This is a genomic window from Cryobacterium sp. (genome assembly GCF_025463825.1).
GTDB lineage: Bacteria > Actinomycetota > Actinomycetes > Actinomycetales > Microbacteriaceae > Cryobacterium.
Window position 1 is genome coordinate 1 of the sequence record NZ_JAODBG010000016.1, and the last position, 3,154, is coordinate 3,154.

The 3,154-nt window shown below is 67.8% G+C and carries 3 protein-coding genes and 1 pseudogene; 1 reads left to right on the forward strand and 3 read right to left on the reverse strand.

All coding sequences use genetic code 11. The features are described 5' to 3' along the window. Nucleotides 1-221: pseudogene (locus tag JWP54_RS01845) on the forward strand (IS110 family transposase); the annotation flags it as partial. Here the strand turns inward: JWP54_RS01845 and JWP54_RS01850 are convergent. From JWP54_RS01850 to JWP54_RS01860, 3 genes are all read right to left on the reverse strand, one after another. Further along, nucleotides 206-760 carry an alpha/beta fold hydrolase gene (locus tag JWP54_RS01850; protein ID WP_297366490.1) on the reverse strand — a complete coding sequence of 185 codons (555 nt, stop codon included), beginning with the start codon at nt 758-760 and terminating at the stop codon, nt 206-208. The pseudogene JWP54_RS01845 and the gene JWP54_RS01850 overlap by 16 nt on opposite strands. 51 nt (nt 761-811) lie before the next feature. After that, nucleotides 812-2,398: an aspartate ammonia-lyase gene (locus JWP54_RS01855; protein ID WP_297366492.1), complete on the reverse strand. Its 1,587-nt coding sequence runs from the start codon at nt 2,396-2,398 to the stop codon at nt 812-814. Nucleotides 2,399-2,521: 123 nt separating this feature from the next. Continuing rightward, nucleotides 2,522-3,154: NCS2 family permease (locus JWP54_RS01860; RefSeq protein ID WP_297366494.1), on the reverse strand; the 633-nt coding region annotated here is incomplete at its 5' end.

A 3,154-nucleotide genomic window follows, 5' to 3' on the forward strand; every position in this document is an offset into this window, starting at 1 on the left:
CCTCCCGACGCGGGAACAAGATCCTCAAACGAGCCCTGTTCCTCTCTGCCTTCGCCGCGCTCCGTGACCCGCTCTCACGCGCTTACTATGACCGCAAAATCGCCCAAGGCAAACGCCACAACCAAGCCCTCGTCGCCCTCGCTCGACGACGCTGCGATGTTCTCTACGCCATGCTCCGCGACGGCACCCTCTATCAAGCCGACCATCAGCTCGCCGCTTGACAAGAACATAGGGGCACCCCCCGGAAGGTCTGGCCGGCTTGCGGCGGCGTGGTCAGCAGCGTCAGGGAGGCGAACCGCTCCGGCCGCTCGGTGAACGCAAGCTCGGCGACCAGCCCCGCGAACGAGTAGCCGAGCACGTGCACCGGAGTGTCCTCCGCCTCCAGCACCGCAATCAGGTCGGCCACGAACAGTTCGTAACCGTACCGGCCGCCGGCCTGCGGTCCCGCCGCCGCCGACTCGTATTGGCCGGCCAGGTCGAAGCTCTCCACCCGGTACCCGGCGTCGGACAGGATCGGCGCCAGCAGCACGAAGTCCTCCTTCGATCCGGTCGCTCCCGGCACCAGCAGTACCCACGGGGCGCCGGGCCGGCCGAGCGCGGTCGCGGCCAGCGCGCCGCTCGGCGCCGGGTACCTGAACCTCTCGGTGCCCGGCGGCAGGATGGTCCAGTCCAGGTCGGGCCGGGCCGCATCCAGGGCCGCGAGACGGTCGCGCTGGACCGTCTCCTGCCGACCATCGTTCTGCCGCACACGCAGGGACACGGCACCAGAGTAGCGCCGCCTTTCCCGCGGCGCGCGGCCCCGCCGTGCGGGTTATTCGATGATCGGGATAGAGGAGGTTCCGGTGTCCGGCAGCATGCCGGAGAGCCGGGCGGGCTCGAGCTCCCGCATCACGTCGTCCCGGGTCATCAGCCGCGCCTCCACCACCAGGTCGGCGACGTTGCGCCCGGTCAGCAGCGCGGTCTGCGCGAGCGCCGCCGCGGCCGCGTACCCGATGTGCGGGATCAGCGCGGTGATGACACCGACACTGGAGCCGACCATCGCGGCGAGCCGTTCCTCGTTGGCGGTGATGCCGTCGATGCAGTTCACCCGCAACGTCCACATCGCCTGGGTCATCCAGGTGAGGCTCTGGAAGAGGTAGTGCGCGATGAGGGGTTCGAACGCGTTGAGCTGCAGCTGGCCGCCCTCTGCGGCCATCGTCACCGTCACATCCGCACCGGCGACGGCGAACGCCACCTGGTTGACGACCTCGGGGATCACCGGGTTGACCTTGCCGGGCATGATGCTGGAGCCCGCCTGGCGCGGCGGCAGATTGATCTCGCCGAACCCGGCCTGCGGGCCGGAGGAGAGCAGGCGCAGGTCGTTGCAGATCTTGGAGAGTTTGATGGCGCTGCGCTTGAGGTTGCCGCTGAACGACATGAAACTGCCGGCGTCGCTGGTGGACTCGATCAGGTCGGGCGCGGCCTCCAGGCTGAGCCCGGTGATGAGGTTGAGGTGGCGGATGGCCGCCGCCGCATACCCGGGGTCGGCTGTGATCCCGGTGCCGATCGCGGTGGCGCCGAGGTTGACCTCGGCGAGCAGCCAGATCGTTTCGGTCAGCCGGTCGTAGTCCTCACCGAGGGTGGTCGCGAAGCCGTGGAATTCCTGGCCCAGGGTCATCGGCACCGCGTCCTGCATCTGGGTGCGGCCCACCTTGAGGATCTGGGCGAACTCATCCGCCTTGACCGAAAAGGAGCCTTGCAGGGCCTTGAGCTCCCGCAGCAGGTGCTTGAGGAAGAAGGCCAGGGCGACCTTGATCGCGGTGGGATAGGTGTCGTTCGTGGACTGGCTGCGGTTGACGTGGTCGATCGGGCTCAGGATGTCGTACCGGCCCCGGCCGTAGCCGGCGTTCTCGAGCGCGAGGTTGCAGATGACCTCGTTCGCATTCATGTTCGTGGAGGTGCCGGCGCCGCCCTGCATGACGCCCACGACGAACTGGTCGTGGTGCTTTCCCTCGATGATTTCCTGGCAGGCGGCGTCGATCCAGTCGGCCCGCTCCTGGGAGAGGGCGCCCACCTCGGCGTTGGCGCGGGCGCAGGCCTGCTTGACCGAGGCGAGGGCCACGACGAAGTCGGGGTACACCGAGATCGGCCGCTTGGCGATCGGGAAGTTCTCCAGTGCCCGCTTGGTGTGCACACCCCAGTACGCTTCGGCGGGAACCTCGACGCGGCCGAGCGAGTCACGCTCGATGCGGAAGCCTGGGGTGGCGGCGGGGACGTCGTCGTTGACGTCGGGGTTCAGTCCGCCCGGGGTGGTGGTGTCTATGGTCACGTCGGTGGTTGTCGTTTCGGTGTTTGCGGACATGCTGCTGGTGGTGTGCACTCTGGCTCCATTGCCGTCGGTGAAGAGCTTGTGGCTCATGACCGATTCACTCTATCGCGGGGGCCCCGTCTGGCCAGGGAACCGCAGCTTTCGTCTGCGAAGCGCAGGGAAGCGCAGGGAAGCGTCGTCGGCGCCCGTGCCGGTGCGAGAAATCGCAGCCGGTCAGACGCCGAACAGAACCTCGATGGGGCCGCGCACGAAGAAGACCAGGAAGCCGAACGCGACGATCCAGAGCAGCGGGCTGATCTCGCGGGCCTTGCCCGAGAGGGACCGCACGACGACCCAGCTGACGAAGCCGGCCCCGATGCCGTTGGCGATCGAGTAGCTCAGCGGCATCACGATGATGGTGAGGAAGACCGGAAGCACCATGGAGAAGTCGCTGAAGTCGATGAACCGGATCTGGGACACCATCATGGCGCCCACGATCACGAGGGCCGCTGCGGCCACCTCGAGCGGCACGATCTGGGTGAGCGGCGTGAAGAACATCGCCGCGAGGAACAACAGGCCGGTGATCACGTTGGCGAAACCGGTGCGCGCGCCCTCGCCGATGCCGGCGCCGGACTCCACGAAGACCGTGTTCGACGACGCGGATGCGGCGCCACCGACGACGGCACCGACACCCTCGACGATGAGGGCGGACTTGAGCCGCGGGAAGTTACCGTTCTTGTCGGCCACGCCGGCCTCGTTGGAGAGCCCGGTCATGGTGCCCATGGCGTCGAAGAAGTTGGTGAAGACCAGGGTGAAGACGAGCATCACGGCCGCGAGCACGCCGATGCGCTCGAACGCGCCGAAGCT